Annotated in this window: 15 protein-coding genes; 8 read left to right on the top strand and 7 right to left on the bottom strand. The window is 67.8% G+C overall.

The window, feature by feature from the left end:
* Nucleotides 1–5: 5 nt before the first annotated feature.
* From AC1DCU_RS14265 to AC1DCU_RS14250, 4 genes are read right to left on the bottom strand one after another with little or no spacing between them, the layout of a single operon-like run.
* Complete coding sequence (locus tag AC1DCU_RS14265; RefSeq protein ID WP_025875489.1) at nucleotides 6–1,289, bottom strand: TRAP transporter large permease; 1,284 nt, start codon at nucleotides 1,287–1,289, stop codon at nucleotides 6–8.
* Nucleotides 1,290–1,292: 3 nt separating this feature from the next.
* Nucleotides 1,293–1,820, bottom strand: a complete 528-nt coding sequence (locus AC1DCU_RS14260) for a TRAP transporter small permease (protein WP_442251646.1) — start codon at nucleotides 1,818–1,820, stop codon at nucleotides 1,293–1,295.
* Between the two features lie 10 nt (nucleotides 1,821–1,830).
* On the bottom strand, nucleotides 1,831–2,835 hold the full coding sequence (locus AC1DCU_RS14255; protein ID WP_025875493.1) for a TRAP transporter substrate-binding protein: 1,005 nt from the start codon (nucleotides 2,833–2,835) through the stop codon (nucleotides 1,831–1,833).
* 39 nt (nucleotides 2,836–2,874) lie between these two features.
* Entirely contained in the window at nucleotides 2,875–3,702 is an 828-nt protein-coding gene (locus AC1DCU_RS14250) for a 2-keto-4-pentenoate hydratase (protein ID WP_117309136.1), read from the bottom strand.
* Between the two features lie 157 nt (nucleotides 3,703–3,859).
* Between AC1DCU_RS14250 and AC1DCU_RS14245 the strand changes: the two genes are divergently transcribed.
* The 3 genes from AC1DCU_RS14245 to AC1DCU_RS14235 are packed head-to-tail and all read left to right on the top strand — an operon-like array spanning nucleotide 3,860 to nucleotide 7,101.
* Nucleotides 3,860–4,843 carry an alpha/beta hydrolase gene (locus tag AC1DCU_RS14245; RefSeq protein ID WP_282280378.1) on the top strand — a complete coding sequence of 328 codons (984 nt, stop codon included), beginning with the start codon at nucleotides 3,860–3,862 and terminating at the stop codon, nucleotides 4,841–4,843.
* Nucleotides 4,840–6,462: a carboxylesterase/lipase family protein gene (locus tag AC1DCU_RS14240; protein WP_282280379.1), complete on the top strand. Its 1,623-nt coding sequence runs from the start codon at nucleotides 4,840–4,842 to the stop codon at nucleotides 6,460–6,462. Before AC1DCU_RS14245 ends, AC1DCU_RS14240 begins: the two co-directional genes overlap by 4 nt.
* 51 nt (nucleotides 6,463–6,513) lie before the next feature.
* Nucleotides 6,514–7,101, top strand: a complete 588-nt coding sequence (locus AC1DCU_RS14235) for a cysteine dioxygenase family protein (RefSeq protein WP_282280381.1) — start codon at nucleotides 6,514–6,516, stop codon at nucleotides 7,099–7,101.
* 92 nt (nucleotides 7,102–7,193) lie between these two features.
* Here AC1DCU_RS14235 and AC1DCU_RS14230 read toward each other — a convergent pair whose 3' ends face one another.
* Both AC1DCU_RS14230 and AC1DCU_RS14225 read right to left on the bottom strand, forming a co-directional pair.
* Complete coding sequence (locus AC1DCU_RS14230) at nucleotides 7,194–10,997, bottom strand: LamG-like jellyroll fold domain-containing protein (protein WP_442251647.1); 3,804 nt, start codon at nucleotides 10,995–10,997, stop codon at nucleotides 7,194–7,196.
* A 136-nt stretch (nucleotides 10,998–11,133) separates the two neighbouring features.
* The gene (locus AC1DCU_RS14225) at nucleotides 11,134–13,896 is read right to left on the bottom strand and encodes a TonB-dependent receptor (RefSeq protein ID WP_248151889.1); all 2,763 of its coding nucleotides are present in this window, start codon (nucleotides 13,894–13,896) and stop codon (nucleotides 11,134–11,136) included.
* 285 nt (nucleotides 13,897–14,181) lie between these two features.
* On the opposite strand from AC1DCU_RS14225, the gene AC1DCU_RS14220 reads away from it, so the two are divergent.
* Together AC1DCU_RS14220 and eda are read left to right on the top strand one after the other, a co-directional pair.
* Complete coding sequence (locus AC1DCU_RS14220) at nucleotides 14,182–15,201, top strand: sugar kinase (protein ID WP_080150218.1); 1,020 nt, start codon at nucleotides 14,182–14,184, stop codon at nucleotides 15,199–15,201.
* Nucleotides 15,188–15,826, top strand: a complete 639-nt coding sequence (eda, locus tag AC1DCU_RS14215) for a bifunctional 4-hydroxy-2-oxoglutarate aldolase/2-dehydro-3-deoxy-phosphogluconate aldolase (RefSeq protein ID WP_099844519.1) — start codon at nucleotides 15,188–15,190, stop codon at nucleotides 15,824–15,826. Before AC1DCU_RS14220 ends, eda begins: the two co-directional genes overlap by 14 nt.
* A gap of 51 nt (nucleotides 15,827–15,877) precedes the next feature.
* Here the strand turns inward: eda and AC1DCU_RS14210 are convergent, their stop codons facing one another.
* Nucleotides 15,878–17,728 carry a sigma-54-dependent Fis family transcriptional regulator gene (locus AC1DCU_RS14210; protein WP_442251649.1) on the bottom strand — a complete coding sequence of 617 codons (1,851 nt, stop codon included), beginning with the start codon at nucleotides 17,726–17,728 and terminating at the stop codon, nucleotides 15,878–15,880.
* A gap of 222 nt (nucleotides 17,729–17,950) precedes the next feature.
* Between AC1DCU_RS14210 and adh the strand changes: the two genes are divergently transcribed.
* The 3 genes from adh to AC1DCU_RS14195 all read left to right on the top strand — a co-directional run bounded on the left by adh (nucleotide 17,951) and on the right by AC1DCU_RS14195 (nucleotide 21,077).
* Entirely contained in the window at nucleotides 17,951–19,480 is a 1,530-nt protein-coding gene (adh, locus tag AC1DCU_RS14205; protein ID WP_442251650.1) for an aldehyde dehydrogenase, read from the top strand.
* A gap of 74 nt (nucleotides 19,481–19,554) precedes the next feature.
* Complete coding sequence (gene adhP / locus AC1DCU_RS14200; RefSeq protein WP_025875513.1) at nucleotides 19,555–20,583, top strand: alcohol dehydrogenase AdhP; 1,029 nt, start codon at nucleotides 19,555–19,557, stop codon at nucleotides 20,581–20,583.
* A gap of 104 nt (nucleotides 20,584–20,687) precedes the next feature.
* The gene (locus AC1DCU_RS14195) at nucleotides 20,688–21,077 is read left to right on the top strand and encodes a hypothetical protein (protein ID WP_025875515.1); all 390 of its coding nucleotides are present in this window, start codon (nucleotides 20,688–20,690) and stop codon (nucleotides 21,075–21,077) included.
* Nucleotides 21,078–21,150 lie beyond the last annotated feature (73 nt).

Genomic DNA, 21,150 nt, shown 5'->3' with positions numbered 1-21,150 from the left:
GCTCATCAGGCGCGCAGCGCGGCGGGCAGCCACAGCGACAGCGACGGGAAGAAGGTGACGATCAGCAGCACGCCCAGCGCGGCGAACCAGAACGGCCAGATCGTGCGCATGCTCTGGCCGACGCTGATCTTGCCGATGGCGGTACCGATGAACAGCACCGAGCCCACCGGCGGCGTGACCAGGCCGAGGCCACCGGTCAGCACCAGCACCAGGCCGAAGTGGATCGGATCGATGCCATAGGCCTTGGCCACCGGCAGGAAGATCGGCGTGCAGATCAGGATCATCGGTGCCAGGTCCATGAAGGTGCCCAGCAGCAGCAGCATCACCACGATCATCAGCAGCACCATGAACTGGCTGTGCGCGAACGACTGCAGGAAGTCCACCGCCGCCGCAGGCACCTGCAGGTAGGCCAGCAACCAGCCGAACACCGCCGCGGTGGCGATCACGAACAGGATCACGCCGGTGCTGCGCGCGGCATGGATGACGGTGTCGAAGAACTCACGCCAGCGCAGCTGCCGGTACAGCACGGTGGTGACCAGCAGGGCGTAGACCACGGCGATGGCCGCGCTTTCCACCGCAGTGAAGATGCCGGCGCGGATACCCACGAAGATCAGCGCCACCAGACCCAGGCCGGGCAGGGCGGAGACGATGCGCAACAGCACCGCGCGCCAGCCCGGGAACACTTCCACGCCATAACCACGGCGACGCGCGACCACGTAGCCGGTGATCATCAACGCCAGGGTCATCAGCAGCGCCGGCACGATGCCGGCGGCGAACAGGTCAGCGATCGACAGGCCACCACCGGCGGCGGCCGAGAACAGGATCAGGTTGTGCGACGGCGGCACCAGCAGCGCCACCAGCGCAGCGGTGATGCTGACGTTGACTGCGAAATCGCGGTCGTAGCCACGCTTGACCATCTGCGGAATCATCGTGCCGCCCACCGCCGACACATCGGCGATGGCCGAGCCGGATACACCGCCGAAGAACAGCGAGGACAGGATCGAGACCTGGCCCAGGCCGCCGCGCATGCGCCCGACCAGCGATGATGCCAGGGCGATCAGGCGTTCGGAGATGCCGCCGCGCATCATGATCTCGCCAGCGAAGATGAACAGTGGAATGGCAATCAGCGAGGCCGAACCGGTACCTGCGGAGATCTGCTGGACCAGCACGATGCTGGGAATGTCCAGGTAGAGCAGGGTGGCCAGCGCAGCGGCGGCCAGCGCGTAGGCCACCGGCACGCCCAACAGCAGCAGCGCGGCAAAAACAGAGAACAGGATGGTGATGCCCATGGATCAACGATCTCCTTCAGCGTCGTCGGCGTCGGCTGCCGCGGCATGCAGCGCTTTCCACGCACGGTTCAGCGCGAACAACAGCATCAGCGCACCGCCCACGGCCAGCGGCAGGTAGTTGATGCTCTGCGGCAGGTTGGCGCCGGCGGTCTTGATGTCCATTCCATCGAGCAGCAGGTCGGCCGACCAGAACGCGATGAAGCCGCCCAGCACGGCCACCACCAGCTGGGTGAACACATCCACCACCCGGCGCAGGCCGGCGCCCATGTAGCCGTGCAGCAGGAAGAAGCCGAAGTGGCGATTGGTATGCACGCCGCAGGCCGCGCCCAGGCTCATGGCGGTGGCCAGCAGCAGCAGGGTCACCGGCTCGGTCCAGCTGGGCGAATCGTTGATCACGTAGCGGGCGAACACCTGCCAGCCCTGCACCACCACCAGCCCCAGCAGCGCGGCCACGGCAACATGGATGGCGATGTCGGCGATGCGGTCCAGCAAGCGTTGGCCGGGTCCGGTGGAAATCGTCGTCTCGGTCATGGCAGTGTCCTCAGGCGGCGGCACGGATGCGGGCGACCAGCGCAGCCAGCTCGGGTTGCTGCAGGTACTGCTGCAGCAGCGGCTGGGCGGCGGCACGGAAGGCGGGCAGGTCCACCTCGTTGGCTTTCACGCCCGAGGCCAGCACCGCGCGGCGCGCGGCATCTTCGGACGCATCCCATTGCTCGCGCATCACCTTCACCGAGGCGCGCGCGGTCTCCAACAGCAGCTGGCGGTCGGCCGGCTGCAGGCGCTCGAAACTGGCGCGCGACATCAACAGCACGTCCGGCGCATACGAGTGATCGCTCTGCGACCAGTAGTGCGCGGCCTCGAAGTGGCGGCTGGAGTGGAAACTGCGCATGTTGTTCTCGGCGCCGTCGATCATGTGCGTCTCCATGCCGGAGAACGTATCGCCCAGCGACATCGGCGTCGGGTTGGCGCCGAGCAGGCGCATCAGCTGGATGAAGATGTCCGAGGACGCCACACGCAGTTTCAGCCCGTGCAGATCACCGGGCTGCACGATCGGATGCTTGGTGTTGTAGAAGCAGCGTGCGCCGGAATCATAGATGGCCAGGCCGACCAGGTCGCGGCTCTCGAAACCACGCAGCACCGCATCGGCAATGCCGCCATCCAGTGCGGCGCGCTGGTGCGCCACCGACTCGAACACGTACGGCAGACACAGCGCCTGGGTGAGCGGGAAAGCGTTGTTCAACGCACCGGCATACACGCGGGTGATGTCGATGGCGCCGAAACGGGCCATGTCGATCGCTTCCGATTCGCGACCGAGTTGGCCCGAATGGTATTGCCGCAGGCGCAGGCGACCGTTGCTTTCGCGCTGCAGGGTTTCGCCGATCCACTTCACCGCGGTCACGGTGGGATAGTCGGCCACGTGCACGTCGGTGGCCGTCAGCAGCTGGCCGCCGTCGATGGCATCGGCGGGCCCGCGGCCACAGGCCGCGAGCATCGGGGTGGCCAGCGCAGCAGCGCCGCCGGCCAGGAAATGTCGTCGTGTGATCATCTGCGCCCTCCCGCGCGTGTTCACCGGATCGTGCGGCGGTTACCCGGCCGGCACGGCCCTGCAGGCAATTTCGCCGAAGCCGGCAAACCGCACCAGCGCCGTCTGCCCCACGGTGATGTCATGGATGCCGGTGGCATTGCCGGTGGCGATCAGGTCGCCCCGTCGCAACGGCCGGCCGCGCAGCGCCGAACGGGACAACGCGAACGCATATGCCGCGCGCAGGCCGCCGGGCAGCCGGGTGGCACCACCCGTGCCGACCACCTCGCCCTCGATCAGGGTTTCGGCGCGCAGGTCGGTTTCGTCGCGGGCAGTCCAATCGGCAATCTCCGGCCCCAGCACTAGGCCGTTGTTGTTGCCGAAGTCGGACACCACCACGCGCGGGCCGAGTTCGTTGATCGTCGCCAGCGGGCTGCTGGCCACTTCCACGCCGATGTACAGGCGCGCCGGCAGCGCTTCAGCCTGCTCGGGCGTCCAGTGCAGCTGTGCGGCGGGAGCGTCCTCCAACAGCTCCAGCACGTACTCCGCCTCGACCGCGCCGAAGCCGCCGACGAACACTGGAATGTCCACTGTTCCACCGGTAGCATTTTTCAGCTGACGCGAGAAAACCGGGCCCAGCAGGCGGTCGTCCCCGGACGCATCGCGGCGCTCGGCGGCGATGTAGCCGACCTTCCAGCCCACCACCTGGTCATCCCAGCTGGCAATGGCCAGATCCTGCACCTGGTAGGCAGCCACCAGGTCAGGCGGGACAAGGCCCGGGAAGCCGGGCAGGGCCTGGCCGCCGCGGCGCGCGGTGGTGAAAGCGTGGGCGATCGCGGCCGCATCGTCCGGCGCCGGCGTCTGCCCATGTATGCCGTGTTCGTTGCTCAAGAACGGTCTCCCTCTGGCGTTGTTGCACTGCCCATCGACAGCGTCTGCAGGAGGTGTATATGGTAAACCGGTGTCATCGTGCAAGCCGCAGCGCATCACGAGCGCTTTCCGGTGACCTCGGCCACTCTGTTGTCTCCCCGTTGGAGCCCTTTCCACCATGCGTTTTTCCCGTGTGCTGTTGTTGCTGTCAGGCCTGCTGCTGACCGTCCCCGCATCCGCGGCCGATGTGCCGTTGCGCGCAGGCGAACACCTGGGCCGGGAGCTTGCCGGCGAGCAGCTGCCGCTATGGCCTGCGGGGCAGGTCCCCGGTGAAACGGGCACTGCGCGGCCGGCGCGCGTGGTCGAGCGCAGTGATGACCCGGCCCACCCCGATCGCTTCATCGACCAGGTCGATGCGCCCTACCTGCTGGTGCACACGCCGGCCCGTGCCAACGGCCGCGCGCTGCTGGTGATTCCCGGTGGCGGCTACCAGCGCGTGGTGATCGACAAGGAGGACAGCGCGCTGGTGCCGGAGTGGGTGGACCGTGCCGGCTACACCCTGTTCGTGCTGCGCTACCGCCTGCCGCAGGCCGGCCGCGACCGCCAGGCGGCACTGGCCGACGCGCAGCGCGCACTGCGCGTGGTGCGCGACCAGGCCGCACGGCGCAGGCTGGATGCCGACAGCGTGTCGGTGATGGGCTTCTCCGCCGGCGGCCATGTCGCCGCACGGCTGGCCACCGGTTTCGATGCGCCGGTCTACCCGCCACGCGATGCCATCGATCGCCTCAGCGCGCGTCCCGCACGCGCGGTGCTGGTGTATCCGGTGATCGACATGGGCGCGCATGCACACAGCGGCTCACGCGGACGCCTGCTGGGCGAGCAGCCCGATGCGGCGTTGGCCGCGCAGTATTCGATGCAGCAGCACGTACGCGCGGACATGCCGCCAACGCTGCTGATCCATGCCAACGATGATCGGGTGGTCAACGTGCACAACAGCGAGGTGATGGCGCAGGCACTGGCCAAGGCGGGTGTCGAACACGAGCTGCACCTGTTCGCCCATGGCGGCCATGGCTTCGGCATGCGCATGCCGCCTGATTCAACGCTGGCCGTGTGGCCGCTGCTGGCACAACGTTGGCTGCAGGCGACGGAGGCGGCACATTGAACCAGGGGGATGCCAACCTGCAGCGCCGCCGTTTCCTGCGCGACAGTGCACGCTGGGCGCTGGCCACGGCCACCCTCGCAGCGCTTCCTGCCGCCGCGGTGCCTGGGCCACGTGATGACACACAGGTGGTGGCACGCCTGCGTGGCGGCCGCGTGCGTGGCCAGCGCGAGCACGGCGTGCACGTGTTCCGTGGTCTGCGTTATGGCGCTGACACCTCCGCCTACCGTTTCCAGCCGCCACGGCGCGAGACGGGCTGGCGTGGTATCGCCGACGCCCTGGAATACGCCGCGTCTGCGCCACAGAGCGGAGCGGACGGGCCGGGCAGCGAAGATTGCCTGTTCCTCAACGTCTGGACGCCGGCATTGGGCGACGGCGGCAAGCGGCCGGTCCTGGTCTACATCCATGGCGGTGGCTTCAACAACGGCTCTGGCAGCGATCCGCTGTACGACGGCAGCGCATTGTGCAGACGCGGCGACGTGGTGGTGATCACCGTCAATCATCGCCTGAACACCTTCGGCTACCTGTACCTGGGCGCGCTCGGCGATCCGCGCTATGCGGCCTCCGGCAACGTCGGCCAGCTCGACCTGGTGCAGGCGCTGCAGTGGGTGCGCGAGCATGCAGCGGTGTTCGGCGGCGACGCCGGCAACATCACCGTGTTCGGGCAATCCGGTGGCGGCGCCAAGATCGCCACGCTGATGGCGATGCCCGCGGCGAAAGGCCTGTTCCAGCGCGCGTGGACGATGAGCGGGCAGCAGGTGACCGCCGCCGGTCCACGTGCGGCGGCGCAACGGGCTTCGATTGCGATGGAAACCGTGGCCGCGCGCGACCTGCAGGCGTTGCTGCGACTGCCGGCGGCCGAGCTGCTGGCCGCCACCCGCGCCCGCGATCCCTCGCGGGTGGAAAGCAGCGCGCTGTACTTCGGCCCGGTACTGGATGAGGTGGTGCTGCCGGTGCACCCGTTCTGGCCACAGGCACCGGCGCAGTCCGCGTCGATTCCGATGGTGATCGGCAACACCCGTGATGAGACGCGCGCGTTCCTTGGCAACGACCCGGCCAACTTCACGCTCACCTGGGAGGATCTGCCGGCGCAGCTGGAGAAGCAGCAGTTCGTCGATCTGCTGCCCTCGGTGGTGATCGCAGAATATCGACGCCTGTATCCGCACTACACGCCCTCAGAGGTGTTCTTCGCGGCCACCACCGCCGGCCGCTCGTGGCGTGGTGCGGTGGAGGAACTGGAAGCACGCGCTCGGCAGACAACCGGGGCCGCACCCACCTGGGCCTACCAGCTCGATTGGCCATCACCGGTGGAAGACGGACGCCTGCGTGCCTTCCATACGCTGGATATTCCGCTGGTGTTCGACAACGCCGGCCTGCCGGGCGCGCGTACCGGCGGTGGTGAAGACGCCCGAGCACTGGCAGCGACGATGAGCGATGCGCTGATCGCCTTTGCGCGTACCGGCGATCCCAATCACGCGGGAATGTCGCAATGGGCTCCCTATGGCGTGCCACAACGGCAGACGATGGTGTTCGATCGGCACAGCCGCGTGGTTGACGATCCACGTGCCGGCGAGCGTGCGCTCTATGCAAAAGTGCCGTTCGTGCAGCGCGGCACGCAGTGATGACACCGCGGTGCAAACATTCTGTTAACCCGCCTCGGCTAGAGTCGGTTCATGGAAGCGATGTTCACGCCACCGCCGTTCACCGGCCGCGAGCGCTTGATTGCAGGGATTGATGCCGCCGTCTGCCTGGTCGATCCGCAGGCGATCACCGGTGCGCTGCAGCGGGTGCTGCGTGAAGCCATCGTCGATCCGCTGATCGAGCTGCCGCCCTGCGTACGTCGCCCCGTGGACGGCCATTACGCGCGCCGTGAACTGTACCGAAGCGCCACGCTGGGCTACAGCGTGATCGCGATGTGCTGGGGCCCGGGGCAGGGCACGCCACTGCACGACCACGATGCGATGTGGTGCGTGGAGGGCGTGTGGCAGGGCGAGCTGATCGTGACCCCGTACGCGCTGCTGGAACAGCGTGGCGAGCGTCACCGCTTCGCTGCGCAGGAGACGCTGTACGGGCACCGTGGCAGCGCCGGCAGCCTGATTCCGCCGCACGAGTACCACACACTGCGCAACGCCAGCGACGAGGACGTGGCAGTGTCCGTGCACGTCTACCAGGGCGTGATGGAGCGCAGCGCGGTGTTCGATCCGCTGGATGACGGCTGGTACCAGCGCCGGGTGAAGGCGATGGAGACCGAGGCGTCCTGATTGCGTTCCGCCGGGCATGGCCCGGCGCTATCAGGGCTTGTGGCCCACCGATTCATCGGTAGCGCCGGGCCATGCCCGGCGGAACGCGGAATTCATCGCGGCACATCCACCACATTGTTGAGCCGCGTGACTTCCTCTCCGCCATCGGCCAGCGCAACACGCACGCGCAGGCCGCCGCGATCCCCTGCTGGCAACGGCAACGACACCACCGCCGTCTTCGGCAGCAGGTCGGTCGGTGCTGCGATCGCTGGCACTTCGGTGCGTGCGATCTCGCGGCCCCGCGCATCTTCCAGTATCGCCACGCCCACACCGCTGGCCACATGCCCAAGGCCGTGCACGGTCACGTGTACCTGGCGCCCGTCCACCCGCACATCGCCACGGCCCACGCCCAGGTCCGGACGCATTTCCACCGGCGTACCCGCAGACACACGCTCGAATTCGAAGACTTCGGTGCGACCGGGCTGGAACTGCATCGGTACCGACGCACTCGTCTCCAGCTGCACCGTACGCTCGCGCGGCCTACCGTCAATGCGGCCATCGCCATCGGCATCCACGCCACTGCGCACGCGCCAGGAACCGCTGCCCACGTTCCAGCCGGTCATGTCGGCGGCGATCACGCGCGCGCCGAGGTTGTGGCTGGTGATCGTGAAGCGCTCACGCGAGGGCGCATGCACCAGCAGTGCCACCTGTTCCGCGGCGCCCTCACGATCGAAGCGCCAGCTGACGGTGTGCCCGGGCCAGCTCTGGTTGCGCTTCAGGGCGATGCCGCCCAGCCGCGCACGCTGCAGGAACTCGCTCGGTGCTTCCACCCGGTCGGACCACCAATGGCCCTCGGTGTTCATGTACGCGCGTTGTGCCTTGGCCTGCAGGCCCTCGGCATGCAGCGCATCGATGTACTTCCGCTCGCCGCTGGCCTGCCATGCCATCAGGCTGGCGAAACCGGTCTTTCCGGCGTCGGCCTCGGCGGTCAGCAGCGGGTACCAGTCCTGCTGCCGGCCAAGTGCCTCTACATAGTTCTCGCCAAGGTTGGCCAGCGCGCCGGGGCCGCCGCGCTGCACGCGATAATCCAGTGCCTGCAGGTACTTCGCATCACCGGTCCAGCGCCATGCCGCCCAGAAGGTGTGCATCGTGTCACCGCTGCCGGAACCGTTGTTGAGTTCGCCGCCGCGGGTCGCACCCGTGGCCCAGTTGATCTCGTTGGGCAGGGTGAAGCGGCCCTTGTCGTCGGTGCCGGCGTGGGCCAGATAGCCATCGGCCAGGCCGATCACCAGCCGGCGCCCGGTCGGGTCGGCGTTGTACTGGCCCAGCAGGAATGCCGGGTGCAGCACCGGGAACGAGTACGGCTTCTGCCACTGCCAGTTGGGTTCGCGGTAGACCTTGTTGCCACCGAACCAGTTGCTGGAGAACAGCACATGGCCCTGCGGGTTGCGCAGGATGATGCGCTCGTCGAACGCCTTCACCGTTTCCATCAGCCGTTCCAGGGTCAGCGGATCGCCCCAGTTGAGGTACAGCATCGCGCTGTTGGTGTTGATGCCTTCCTCGTAGGCATGCAGCTCGTCGGTCTCGATGGTGCTCAGGCCATTGCTGAACATGCCGTTGCGGTACACCGCGTCGGACAATGCGCTCAGCGAGGCATTCAGACGGTCCGGCTGCACGCCCATCAGGGCAAGGCCGGGCCACTGCTGGGTCAGGTCGGAATCATCGGAGATGCCACCACCGAAATCGCCGTAGGTCACCTGCCGCTGATCGATCCACCAGTCGACGAACTGCCGCACCTGCGCCAGGTCCTGCACCTGGTGGAAGGCCCACGCCGGTACGCCCTTGGGCACCTCCGGCGCGGTGTACGGCGGTCGCCCCTGGCTGTTGTAGCTGATGTAGTTCCAGTACAACCGGCCCAGTTCGTGGTCCGGGTCGACGCGCAGCAGATCGCTCAGGTCCGCGTAGACGCGCGCGTACAGGCGCTGGCGCTTGGAGGTGGTGTGTTCCTCCACGAGGAAACCCCAGTTGTCGCGCACCTGGTTGAAGCGGTCGGCCACATGCTCCTTGAGCGCATCGGCGCGTGGCTTGAACACCAGCCGCACCTGCGCACCGTCCAGTGCCTTGGCGTCGAAGCCGGGGGCAGCCGAGGCGATGCTCAACCACAGGCTGTCGGCGGTGAGGATGCGGTCGCGCAGGTCCAGCCACAGCGTGCGCTTCTGCCCCGGCTGCACCGAGACCGATACATCGATCATGTCGCGCGCCGGCCAGATCGGATCCTTGATGCGGAGGTTCAGCGGGATCAGGCCATCGTGCGTGGCCGGCAGGTCGAGCGCGGGAATATCGATGGCCACGCCATCCAGGCCGTCATGCATGTTCTCCCAGCTGTAGGCCCAGCTGCGGATCAACGGCTGGTTGGCCGGCGCATCGCCCACGCCGGAGGGAATCAGCACGTGCACGATGGGCTTGGGCTGCGTTGGCAACGAATCGGCCGGGCGCCGGCGCGAGCCCGCCCCCTTGGGCAGCGCCATCACCGTGCTGCGTTCGGCCGCCGGGTAGCGGCCTTCGATGTAGCGGCGCAGTGTGTCCAGGTTGGTGTAGTCCGGCAGTGCCTGGCTGTCGATGACATAGGTCTGCTTGACCGTGCCGTCGGGCTCGGCACCTTCGCTCACGCCATACGCCCAGATCTCCTGGATCGACGTTTCCTGTTCAACGTTGCTGAAGCGCAGCACGCCACCGGTCTGTGCCGGGATGTCGTCCACGCTGCGCACCACACCCTGCGGACGCGTGGCCAGCACCTGGGTGGCGTGCGCGGCATCGCGGCCATGGGCCAGCGTGCCGAAGGCCGCGCCGCGGATCTCCACCCGGTTGACGGTCTCGCCGGCCGGCACGGTCAGGTCCAGATGCTGGCCGCTTTCCACATACGTGTTCCAGTCCGGCAACTGGAAGTAGTCGTTGCGGCCGGGGAGGCGCGAGCGGTTGTAGACACCGGGCCAGGTGGTCTCGGCGATGCCGTCGGTGGCCTTCCACATCCACGCCTTGAGGTCGCGGGCATCGTCGAATTCGATCTTGCGGATGCGCGTGCTGGCTGCGGTCAATGGCGGTGGCGGCGCGCCTTCCCAGCCGAAGCGATGGCGCCACGCACGGTCATCGGCAGTGCTGGCAACGGCGCTTTCGGCGGCCTTGCCGCGCGCGAGCGCACTGACGGCCGCAGCATCGAGCATGCGGTCATACACGCGGATGTGCTGGAAGTCGCTGCCACGCAGGAAGTTGTAGCGGCTCTGCACCTGGTAGGGCGCCATCACCCGCCCGGCCAGGCCGAGCTGGTCCAGCGCGGCATCGTAATCGCCGCTGGCCAGCACACGCGCCACCTCGCGGCCATCGACGAACAGGCGTACACCCTGATCTTCGTCCCAGGCGAAGGCCAGGTGCAGCCACTGGTCCGCACGTGGCGGCGTGTCCATGCGGAACGACACGCGCGTGCGGGCGAGGTTGGCATCGGTGACGAACGCATCGAAACCATGCCCGTTCCAGTCGATGCGCAGCCAGGCCATGTCCCAGCTGCTGTGGTCGGCATAGCCGACGCGGAAGATCACGAACGGTGCTTCGCCCACCGCGTAGCGCGCGCGCCAGTCGAAGGCGAGGGTGCCACGCTGGGCGAGGATGTTGCCGGGTGCATCCCAGGCCAGCACGCCGTCGTCCTGCCACTGGATGGCCTTGCCGCGCGCTCCGTCGTCGACGATGTCGACCTTGTCGCGGAAGTTCGGCACCGCCTCACCCTGCGCCGCCACGGCCTCAAGGCCTTTGCCGGCATCGACATGGAACAGCAGCGTGGGCGCATCGGCGGCGGCCATCGCGGGGCCGGCAGCCAGGGCCACCGCCAGCAACAGGCAGCGGGACAGGATCGAGCGGTGCGGCATCAGGCGTTTCCTTTCAACGGGCGACGGCCGGCGAGGGCCGCCGGACCGTAGCAAGGCCACGCCGCGACGGCACCTTGCGGCGCAGCAGCGGTCGTGGCGAACGACGGCGTGCCGGGTGGCACGCCGTCGGCGTTGCTCAGAACTTGTAGCGCAGCCCCAGCAGGTACTGGCGGCCGGTCTCGGTGTACTGCAGCGGCAGGCGACCGGTCAGCGGCGAGTACACCCACTCGTCGGACGCTTCGTTGGTCAGGTTGATGCCTTCCAGGCTCAGTTCCAGCTGGTCGCTGATCTTGTAGCGGATGGATGCATCGAACACCGTGGTACCGGTCATTCCGTGGTAGCCATCGAGGTTGAAGCCGGTTTCCTGGCCCGGTGCCTGGGTCAGGTAGTCATCGCGGTTGGTGGCCGAGATGCGCCCGGCGAACTTCTCGCCCTCATAGAACAGCGTGGCGTTCCACGACGACTTCGACAGGCCGGTCAGGTCGGTCTTCATCACCGGCTGCCCGGCCGCGTTGATGTACTGGATCTTCGATTCCACCCAGGTGTAGTTCAACTGCATGCCCAGGTTGGCCCACTTGCCCGGCAGGAAGGTGAAGGGCTGGGTGTAGTTGGCCTCCACGCCGTGCAGTTCGCCGCCCGGGGTGTTGACCGGCTTGCTGTAGGTGAAGTCATCGGTGGCCGAGGCGCCGGTGCCGACCAGCAGCGAAGCCGGCAGGCCGCTGTCACTGTACGGACGCACTTCGCGGGTGGTCTGTACGAAGCTCTCGATGTCCTTGTAGAACAGGCCGATGCCGGCCATTGCGCCCTCGGCGAAGTACCACTCGAAACCAAGGTCGACATTGGTTGCGCGGATCGGATCCAGCATCGGGTTGCCGCTGGAGATGGTGCGTGCACCACCGGCCACGGCCACCGTCGCGCCCGGGGTCAGGCTGCCCAGCCCCGGACGGCTCATCACCTTGGCCGCACCCAGCCGGATCAGGAAGTCCGGGGTGACTTCCGCCACCAGGTTGAACGAGGGCAGGGTGTCATCGTAGGTACGGCTGACCGTGGTTTCGACGGTGCCGTTGGCCAGCGTCGACTGCCCGGTGGCCGACTGCTTGGTGCGCACGTAGCGCACGCCGAAATTGCCCGACAACGGCAGCGAGCCCAGTTCGGTGGAGAACTCGCCCATCAGGTAGGCGCCACGGTCCTTCTCTTCGACGCTGCGCACATTGTTGGCGCGCGGGGCGACGGCGAAGGTGCCGCTGTTGCTGTAGATGTCGAGCTGTTCGGCGATCGCATCCAGGTCCGGCACGACCCAGTTCGACGGACTGCCGCTGATGCCCTTCAGTCCGGCCTGCTCGGTCAGGTTCACCGGCACGATCTTGTTGCCGCCGGCGAAGTTGGGCACGGCCAGTTCGCTGGCGCGGCGCAGTTCGACGGTCTTGAACGTGTAGTCCTTGGCCAGCACGCCGCCCTTCAGGCGGAAGCCCGGGCTGATGTTCCAGTTGAAGTCGATCTGGCCGGTGTCGAAGTCGTTGTCCACGTACTGCGGACGCAGGCGGATCTCGGCCAGTTCCCAGCCGTTGGGATTGGTCGGGTCGATGCCGTAGTTGAGGATCGGCGCACGGCTGTTGCCGCGGTAGTCGTAGCTGTAGCCCTTGACGTCGTACTTGTCCATGATGACGGTGGTCTGCACCGGGTTCTCGTGCTTGGAGCGCGAGATGCCGATCTTGCCGGACAGGGTGAAGTCATCACCGAAGCGGTGCTGGCCGTTCAGCGCGATCTGCTTGAACTCGGTGCTCCACTCGTCGTGGCGGTTCTCGGTGCGGATGTCGACGTTGTCGAATTCGCCGTAGAGCAGTGCGTTGTCGCGGATCTCGCCGTTCTTGACGATGGTGGTCGGCTTGCCCGACAGGCGTGCGCTCGCATTGGCGCCACGGCTGAAGGAAATCGCCTCGATGTAGTGCTCGTCGCGCGTTGCGTCGATCTTCGAGTACAGCGCATCCAGCGAGATCTCGGTGGCGTCGTTCGGCTTCCACTGCAGCGAACCGGTCACGCCCAGACGCTTCTGCTCATGCTCCATCTGCACGTAGCGCGGGAAGCGCGGATGGAACACATCGGCGCCACGCGCGGCGGCGAACGGCGAGGACGCGGCGAAGTTGCCGTTGCTCGGGCCGTTGGCCCAGCGACCGGTGTTGGAGCCTTCCTCCAGCGCCTGGCGCTCGGAATAGGCCACCGACAGCAGCGCGCCGAAGGTGCCATCGGCGAAGGTGTTGGAGATCAGCGCGGCAATGCGCGGATCGGCCTTCTCGGCCATCGCGTTGTAGCTGGCCTGGCCACTGGCGGCGAAGGTGAACCCGTCGTAGTCGAACGGACGCGCGGTGCGCAGATCGACGGTGGCGCCCAGCGAGCCTTCCTCGACATCGGCCGAGGCGGTCTTGCGCACCAGCAGCTGCGAGAACAGGTCCGAGGCGAACACGTTGAAGTCGAAGCCACGGCCGCGGTTGGTGCCGCCGCTCTGGTCACCGGCGCCGACCGTGGTCAGCGCTTCCATGCCATTGATGCGCACGCGGGTGAATTCCGGGCCGAGGCCACGCACCGAGATGTTGCGGCCTTCGCCGGCCTCGCGGGTGATGACCACGCCCGGGATGCGCTGCAGCGACTCGGCCAGGTTCAGGTCGGGGAACTTGCCGATGTCCTCGGCAACGATGGCATCGACCACGCCGGCTTCGCCGCGCTTGATGTCCAGCGCCTTCTCCACGCTGGCGCGGTAGCCGGTGACGGTGACCGTATCCAGGTCGGTGGCGTTCGGGTTGGCGCTCTGCTGCTGCGCGCCGGCGTTGCCTGCCAGGGCCAGTGCGACGGCCAACGCGAGCAAGGTAACCGGTGTCTTTTTTTCATGGTTCCGAGAATGCATGCCTTTCCCCTCTCCCAAAGGTCTGGTATCGCGGCTGTTTCAGCGGGATGACACCGCTGGTCAGGCCGGACGTTAACAGCACGTTCCCGATCCGGCATCTTGCACCGCAACAGATCTGAAATGTCTCCAAGACGCTTGCAGGACAGTGCTTCCAACAGTTTGGTAGGCTAAGGGCAAGGATGGGCGGGATTGAAATGACACCGCTAGCCAATTCCACGCCCCACGCGTGGTCCACTACCACGCCGCCCAGTGTCACATGCGGGCGGCACGCGTGAAGGAGCAGAAATGGGTCGTATCGTGTGTTTCGGGGAACTGCTGCTGCGCCTGGGTGCGCCCGGTCGCGAACTGCTGCTGCAGTCGCCGCAGCTGCAGGTGCATGTCGGCGGTGCCGAGGCGAACGTGGCTGTCTCGCTGTCCCGCTTTGGACATGACGTGGCCATGGTCAGCACCGTCGCCGGCAACGCCCTCGGCGCGCATGCGCTGGCCGAACTGCGCCGGCATGGGGTCGATACGCGCGGCGTGCGCGAAGATGCCGAAGGCCGCATGGGTCTGTATTTCCTGACCACCGGCGCGGTGCAACGGGCCAGCGAAGTGGTCTACGACCGTGCCGATTCGGCATTCGCCAACAGCACCGCCGCCGACTACGACTGGCCCGCACTGCTGCAGGGCGCGCAGTGGCTGCACCTGTCCGGGGTCAGCCCGGCGCTGGGCGCGGACGTGGCGCAGGCCACCCTGGCCGCAGCGCGCGCTGCGCGTGCACTGGGCGTGCGCGTGTCCTTCGATGGCAACTTCCGGCCGAAGCTGTGGCAACGCTGGGGTGGCGATGCGCGGGCGATCCTGCACGAACTGTTCGCGCAGGCCGACATCGTCTTCGCCGACTACCGCGATATCGAAGTCATCCTCGGCCAGCGTTTCGAACAGGCCGACGTGGTCGCGCGTGTGGAAGCGGCGGCAGCGGCCGCGTTCGAAGCGTTCCCGCAGCTGCAGTGGATGGCCTGCACCCAGCGCCAGACGCTGAGCGTGGACCACCATGCGCTGGGCGCGCTGCTGCTCGGCCGCGATGGCACCCGCGCGCAGGCCCCGGTACGCCAGCTGCAGGGCATCGTCGACCGCATCGGCGGCGGTGATGCCTTCGCGGCAGGCATCCTGCATGGCATCCTGTCGGCCTTCGATGCCGACGCCACCGTGCGCTTCGGCCTGGCCGCCGGGGGCCTGAAGCATTCCATTCCCGGCGATTTCAATCCCGTCAGCGAAGCTGATGTGTTGGCCCTGGTGGGCGAGGAGCGATTCGATGTCCGGCGCTGATCCACGCGTTCGTGCGGTACTGAAACTGGCACCGGTGATTCCGGTGTTCACCCCCGATGACATCGACGATGCGGTACAGGTCGCGCAGGCGCTGTTCCGTGGCGGCCTGCCGGTGATCGAGGTGACCCTGCGCACGCCGCGCGCGCTGGAAGCCATCAAGGCGATGGTCGAGGCCGTGCCGGATGCGGTGATTGGTGCCGGCACCGTGCTCGATGCCGCGCAGATGCAGGCGGTGAAACAGGCCGGCGGCCGCTTTGCGGTGTCGCCCGGGGCGACCCCACGGCTGTATGCCGCCGCGCGCGATGCCGATCTGCCCTACCTGCCTGGCGTGGCCACCGGTTCGGAGCTGATCGTCGGCCTGGAACACGGCCTGGACACCTTCAAGTTCTTCCCGGCGGTGCAGGCCGGTGGTGCCGCGATGCTGTCGGCGTGGCACGGCCCGTTCGGCGATGTGCGCTTCTGCCCGACCGGCGGCATCAGTGCGCAGACCGCCAGTCAGTTCCTGCATCTGCCCAACGTGCTGTGCGTGGGCGGTTCGTGGCTGACCACCGCCGCGCTGATGCAGACCCGCGACTGGGACAGCGTCGAGCGCCTGGCACGCGAGGCCGCGGTGCTGGCGGGCTGATCCCTCGGCCCCTGCTGGAGCCGGGCACAGACCCGGCGCCAGCGCATCCGCTCAGCCGCGTGGCGTACCCAGCCGGCGGTACAGGGTGCTGCGGTTGATCCCCAGCCGCTTGGCGGCCGCGCTGACGTTGCCCTGGCACTCGGCCAGCGCCTGGCGCATGGCCGCCTCGGCGATCTCCTCCAATGCCCCGCTGGCAGGCACTGCGGGCGCGGTGGGCGTGCCAGCACGTACGTCCGCGGGCAGCAGCTGCGGGCCCACCGGTTGCCCCGGCTCAGCCAGTGCGGCCAGCGTGCGCAGGCAGGCACTCAGCTGGCGCAGGTTGCCGGGCCAGGCATGGGCGGCCAGCGCCGCGCGGGCCTGCGACGACAACGCATGGCCCTGTCCCAGCTGCTGCCACAGGGCATCCACCACGGCAGCGCGATCGGGGTGCTGCCGCAACGGCGCCAGGGTCACCACGTGGTCGGCGATGCGGTAATACAGATCCGCACGGAAGCGACCGGCATCCACCGCCTGCGGCAGTTCGCAGTGGCTGGCGCAGACCAGTGCGAAATCCAGTTTCACCGGCTTGCCGCCGCCCAGCGGTGACAGCTCGCGTTCCTGCAGCACGCGCAGCAGGCGCGGTTGCAGCGCCAGCGGCATGTCGCCGATCTCATCGAGGAACAACGTACCGCCCTCGGCCTGCCGCAGCAGGCCCGGGCTGCCCTGCCGGCGCGCACCGGTAAAGGCACCCTCCTCGTAGCCGAACAGCTCTGCTTCGATCAGGCCTTCCGGCAGTGCCGCGCAGTTCACCGCGACGAAGGGCTTTCCCGCACGCGTGCTGCGTGCGTGCAGTTCCCGCGCGAAGACTTCCTTGCCGGTGCCGGTCTCGCCCTGCAGCAGCACCGGCAACCCGGCCTGCAGCACGCGTCCTGCGGTGGCCAGTTGTTGTTGCTGCCCGCTATCGAACAGTGGGCCCTGCGCTCTCGCCGGCAACGGCGCGGTCGGTCCAGGCGTAGCCACACTGCGTCGCGACGCACGGGCCTCGCGCACGCCGTACAGACGACGGCCCTGGCGATCAAGCAGCACGCCGTCATCTGCCAGCCGCGACAGCGGTTGTTCGAACAGCGCTTCGTACGGCGTGCGGCCGATGTCCTGGCGATCCAGCCCGAACAAGGCAAGGCCGGCACGATTGGCCGCGACCAGGCGACCGCCGCGGAAGCCGAGCACGCCTTCGCGCGCACTGCCCAGCAGCGCGGGTTGATGATGCAGGCGCAGCAGCTCGCAGTCGGCCAGGCCGTCGGCGAAACCGCGGTGCTCGATCTGCGCTACCGCCTGCCGCACCAGCGCCAGCGCGTGCACATGTGGCAGCCGCGCGTCGCCGGACACATCGAGCACACCCAGGCACTGCCCGTAGGGATCCAGGATCGGCACGGCCGAACAGGTGAGGATGCCGTGCGGGGCGAAGTAGTGCTCGCCGCCACGCACCTGCAGCGCGCGCCCGTCCACCAGCGCGGTGCCGATCGCGTTGGTGCCGACCGTGCCCTCGTCCCAGCGCATGCCCGGCATCAGCGCGACACGACCCGCCTTGTCGAGGAAACCGGCACTGCCTTCGGCGTCGAGGATCCAGCCGTCTTCATCGGTCAGCAGCACGATGCTGCCGCTGTGGGTCATTTCCGCCGCCAGTCCATCCAGCTCCGGGCGCGCCTGTCGCCACAGGCGCTCGCGGCGCTGGCGCAGTTCGCGCAGGCGGTTGTCGGTCAATGGTTCGGCGGCCGGCTGCGCATCCACCAGCAGGCCGTGCCGTTGGCAGCGTTGCCAGGAATGCAGGATCGCCTCGGGCACCGCGCCGACGGGCGCAGCGCCGCGCTCGAAGAAGCTGCGCCGGGCACTTCCCAGGCGGGGATCGGGAGCAAGCGGGGACACCGACAGCCTCCTGTGTCGCACATTGCGACAGTTGTTGCGGGACCTGTCCCGATTAACAGCACACCCCGCGTCGGCCTGCAACGACCGCGCCTGCTGCGCTGCCGCAGGGCGCGCGACAGGATGACCGACGGCCGGGCGGTGAAGGCGTGATGCAGCGCAGCAGGCCACAGTTGGCATCGTCCTTGCGCCTGTGGAAACACCACGTCCATCTCAGGAGCCGTCATGAACGCCGTACCGTCCACCCGCCCGCATGCCACCGATCCGCGCTCCCTGTTCAAGCCGCGCTATGGCAACTACATCGGTGGCGAATGGATCGCCCCGCGCAGCGGCCGGTACTTCGACAACATCTCGCCGGTGAACGGCCAGGTGTTCACTGAAGTTGCCCGCTCCAACGCCGAGGACATCGACGCCGCACTCGATGCCGCGCACGCCGCAAAGGACGCCTGGGGCCGCACGTCGGCCGCCCACCGTGCGCTGCTGCTCAACCGCATCGCCGATCGCATCGAACAGAACCTGGAACTGCTGGCCCACGCCGAGACCTGGGACAACGGCAAGCCGATCCGCGAGACGCTCAACGCCGACGTGCCGTTGATGGCCGACCACTTCCGCTACTTCGCCGGTTGCCTGCGTGCGCAGGAGGGCAGCCTGTCGCAGATCGACGACGACACCGTGGCCTACCATTTCCACGAACCGCTGGGCGTGGTCGGGCAGATCATCCCGTGGAACTTCCCGCTGCTGATGGCGGCCTGGAAGCTGGCGCCGGCGCTGGCCGCCGGCAACTGCGTGGTGCTCAAGCCTGCCGAGCAGACCCCGGCGTCGATCCTGGTGCTGATGGAGGTGATCGGCGACCTGTTGCCGCCGGGCGTGCTCAACGTGGTCAACGGCTTCGGCCTGGAGGCGGGCAAGCCGCTGGCCAGCAGCCCGCGCATCGCCAAGATCGCCTTCACCGGTGAAACCTCCACCGGCCGCCTGATCATGCAGTACGCCAGCCAGAACCTGATTCCGGTGACGCTTGAGCTGGGCGGCAAATCGCCGAACCTGTTCTTCGCCGACGTGATGGCCGAGGACGATGATTTCCTCGACAAGGCGGTGGAAGGTTTCGTCATGTTCGCCTTCAACCAGGGCGAGGTCTGCACCTGCCCGTCGCGCGCACTGGTGCAGGAATCGATCTACGAACGCTTCATGGAGCGTGTGCTCGAACGCGTGGCAGCGATCCGCCAGGGCAATCCGCTGGACCCGAACACCATGGTGGGTGCGCAGGCATCGGGCGAACAGCTGGAGAAGATCCTGTCCTACATCGCCATCGGCCGCGAGGAAGGCGCCGAGGTGCTGATTGGCGGTGACAGAGCCGCGCTCGGTGGCGACCTGGCCGGCGGCTTCTATGTGCAGCCGACCGTGTTCAAGGGCCACAACGGCATGCGTGTGTTCCAGGAGGAGATCTTCGGGCCGGTGGTGTCGGTGACCACGTTCAGGACCGAAGAAGAAGCGCTGCAGATCGCCAACGACACGCTGTACGGGCTGGGTGCCGGCGTCTGGAGCCGCGATGCCGCGCGACTGTACCGGGTGGGCCGCGCGATCCAGGCCGGGCGGGTATGGACCAACTGCTATCACGCCTACCCGGCGCACGCCGCGTTCGGCGGCTACAAGCAGTCAGGCATCGGCCGCGAGAACCACCGGATGATGCTCGACCACTACCAGCAGACCAAGAACCTGCTGGTCAGCTACGCACCGAAGAAGCTCGGCTTCTTCTGAGGATTGATCGGGATCAAGGCGCGGGCATGGGGCCGGCGCCATCCTGTCTGCAAGCGCACTACGGAGAAGCACGCATGAACAGAACCATGAAGGCCGCCGTCGTCCGTGAGTTCGGCAAGCCGCTGGTCATCGAGGAAGTCGTGGTACCGCGCCCGGGGGCGGGCGAGGTGCTGGTCAAGATCGAGGCCTGCGGCGTCTGCCACACCGACCTGCACGCCGCCGAGGGCGACTGGCCGGTGAAACCGAACCCGCCGTTCATCCCCGGCCACGAGGGCGTGGGGCACGTCGTGGCCGTGGGAGGCGGGGTAGGGCACATCAAGGAAGGTGACAGGGTCGGCATCCCCTGGTTGTACTCGGCGTGTGGCCATTGCGAACACTGCCTGGGTGGCTGGGAAACGCTGTGCGAAACGCAGCGCAATACCGGCTACTCGGTCAACGGCGGCTTCGCCGAGTACGCATTGGCCGATGCCAACTATGTCGGCCTGCTTCCGAAGGAAGTGGGCTTCGTGGAGATCGCACCGGTGCTGTGCGCCGGCGTCACCGTGTACAAGGGCCTGAAGGTCACCGACACCAAGCCCGGTGATTGGGTGGCCATTTCCGGTATCGGCGGCCTCGGCCACATGGCCGTGCAGTACGCCCGCGCGATGGGCCTGAACGTGGCAGCAGTGGATGTGGACGACGCCAAGCTGGCCCTGGCCAGGCGCCTGGGCGCACAGGTCACCGTCAACGCGCGCACCACCGATCCGGCCGCGTTCCTGAAGAAGGAGATCGGTGGCGCGCATGGTGCGCTGGTCACCGCGGTTTCGCCCAAGGCCTTCGAACAGGCGCTGGGCATGGTCCGTCGCGGCGGCACTGTCTCGCTCAACGGCCTGCCACCGGGCAACTTCCCGTTGGACATCTTCGGCATGGTGCTCAACGGCGTCACCGTACGCGGCTCGATCGTCGGCACCCGCCTGGACCTGCAGGAATCGCTGCAGTTCGCCGCCGAAGGCAAGGTTGCCGCCACGGTCAGCACCGACCGCCTGGAGAACGTCAACGAGGTGTTCGCGCGCATGCACGCCGGCACCATCGAAGGCCGCGTGGTGATCGACTTCGCTGCCTGATCCCCTGTGCATGGCCGCCGTGTCCGTTTCCCTCTCCCACGGGCACGGCGGCCATGCCGATCTGCCGGCAGCGCCGCGCACCCCGGCGGCCGTACAATGCGCGCATGCCCGGCACGCTCAAGACCGTCTTTCTCTCCCTGCTCGCGCTGATCGGCGCGCTGCTCGCGCTGGCCCTGGTCAGCAGTGCCGCGGGCTGGCTGCCATCGCTGCTGCGCATGACGCCGGGAAGCGAGGCCCAGCTCGGCTGGGACCTGGCATTCACCGTGCTGGGTGGCATCGCCGCCATTGCCTTCGCCACCTATTACGCGCCGTGCTGGCCACGCGCGCATGGCACCTCGATCTGGTCACTGCTGGTGCTAGGCGCGGGCTATGGCCTGTGGGTGATGGGCGGCGACTTCCCGCACTGGTTCGTCATCGGCCTGCTGGTTTCGCTGCCGGTGCAGTTGCTGCTGGGCTGGTGGTTCGGCCGTCGCGCATCGCGCGATCGGCGCTGAGCGGATACSGGTAGTGCCGGCCGCTGGCCGGCAACCTCGATGATCCTGCAGTTGCCGGCCGCAGTTGCCGGCC

The organism is Stenotrophomonas sp. 10L48 (assembly GCF_056395105.1).
The sequence above is the reverse complement of the archived record's forward strand: the minus strand, read 5'-3'. Positions and strand labels throughout refer to the sequence as shown.